At 62.9% G+C, this 1,469-nt stretch carries 2 protein-coding genes; both read right to left on the bottom strand.

The window, feature by feature from the left end:
- Positions 1–970 (bottom strand): 4Fe-4S dicluster domain-containing protein (locus ACO1BU_RS37290; RefSeq protein ID WP_424140891.1); only part of this gene is annotated, 970 nt, incomplete at its 3' end.
- Positions 971–1,029: 59 nt separating this feature from the next.
- Positions 1,030–1,428 carry a molybdopterin dinucleotide binding domain-containing protein gene (locus ACO1BU_RS37285; protein ID WP_424140890.1) on the bottom strand — a complete coding sequence of 133 codons (399 nt, stop codon included), beginning with the start codon at positions 1,426–1,428 and terminating at the stop codon, positions 1,030–1,032.
- Positions 1,429–1,469: the final 41 nt, after the last annotated feature.

The raw sequence follows: 1,469 nt of genomic DNA, 5'->3' as shown, positions 1-1,469 counted from the left end.
GGCTGCCGGCCGCCAGGAAGCCCATGGCGGCGAGGCCGACATACTTGGTCACGCCCTTCCAGGTCTGCACCAGCGGCGAGATCCGGGGCTGGTCCGGCAGGCCGGCATAGATATGCGGCTTGTCGTTATGGTGCAGCACATACATCACATGCGTGCCGCCCACCCCCGGCGGGTCGTACAGGCCCGCATTGGTATAGCCGCGGGATTTCAGATCCGCGATGCGGCCCTCGGCATGCCGGATCATGTCCTCCTTGGTGCCGAAGACAATGGCATGGGTCGGGCAGGCCTTAGCAGGCTGCGGAAATTCGCTGCTCCAGCCCAGCCACACGAACAATCCGAATTGGACAGACCGTGATGTGCACAACACTGCTGTGCCCGAATCGTACGCAGCGTAATAAATTTTCGTAGAAGCCTCGCCAGAATCGAATTTCCGCAGCCTGTTAGGGCAGGCCGGCCCCTGCCCCACCGCCACGCGGTCGGAACACAGGGTGCACTTATAGGCGCGGTGATCCGCCTTCGAGATGCGGGGGATGTTGAAGGGGCATCCCTTCACACAATACCCGCAACCGATGCAGTTCTCGTGAATGAAGTCCACGATGCCATTGGTGTACTGCACGATGGCGCCGGGCGCGGGGCAGGCCTTGAGGCAGCCCGGATCGGCGCAATGCATGCAGCCATCCTTGCGGATCAGCCATTCGAGATTGTCCGTCTCCGGATTCACCCATTCGGTGAAACGCATGAGCGTGAACATGTTCTCGGTAAGGTCGTGGGGGTTCGTGTAAACCCCCACATTCTCGTCCACCGCCGGGTTGGTGTCGTTCCACTCCACGCAGGCCGACTGGCACGCCTTGCACCCGATGCACTTGGAGACGTCGATCAGCTTCGCCACGGGCGTGAGCCGGCGCTCCGGCGGCAGCTCCGCCGTCGCCGAACGCCGGATCAGGTCCCGCTCGCCGAGATTGCTTGCCATCGGCTGAACCGGTGGGTTGCTGCTCGCCGTGCAAGGGCTGTCGTTCATGACACTCCCGCTCATGACTGCACTCCCGGTGCCGTGGTCGGCTCAAGATTGACCAGGAAGGTCTTGTACTCGGGCGTCTCGATACTGGCCTCGCCCACGAAGGGCGAGAGCGAGTTCGGGCCGAAGCCCTTCTTCGCCGAACCCGTGAAGCCCCAGTGCAGCGGGATGCCGACCACATGCACCACCTTGCCGTCGCAGTTCAGCGGGCGGATGCGCTTGGTAACGACAGCCTTGGCCTTCACCGAGCCGCGCTTGGACCAGACGCGCACCCAGCCGCCATTCACGACCTGCCGCAGCGCCGCCAGCTCCTCCGAGATCTCGACGTGCGTAATCCGGTGGATCGTGATCAGTGATTCCGTTTGATCGTGATCAGTGGATCCGGTGGATGCTGATCGGTGATTCCGGTGAATGTGATCACTGGAATTGGGGTCGGGTCAGAGGAGCGGCGCGG

The sequence above is a fragment of the Roseomonas chloroacetimidivorans genome (assembly GCF_049629625.1).
Lineage (GTDB): Bacteria > Pseudomonadota > Alphaproteobacteria > Acetobacterales > Acetobacteraceae > Roseomonas > Roseomonas chloroacetimidivorans.
Note: the sequence above shows the minus strand (reverse complement) of the source record. Positions and strands in the feature narration are given on the sequence as shown.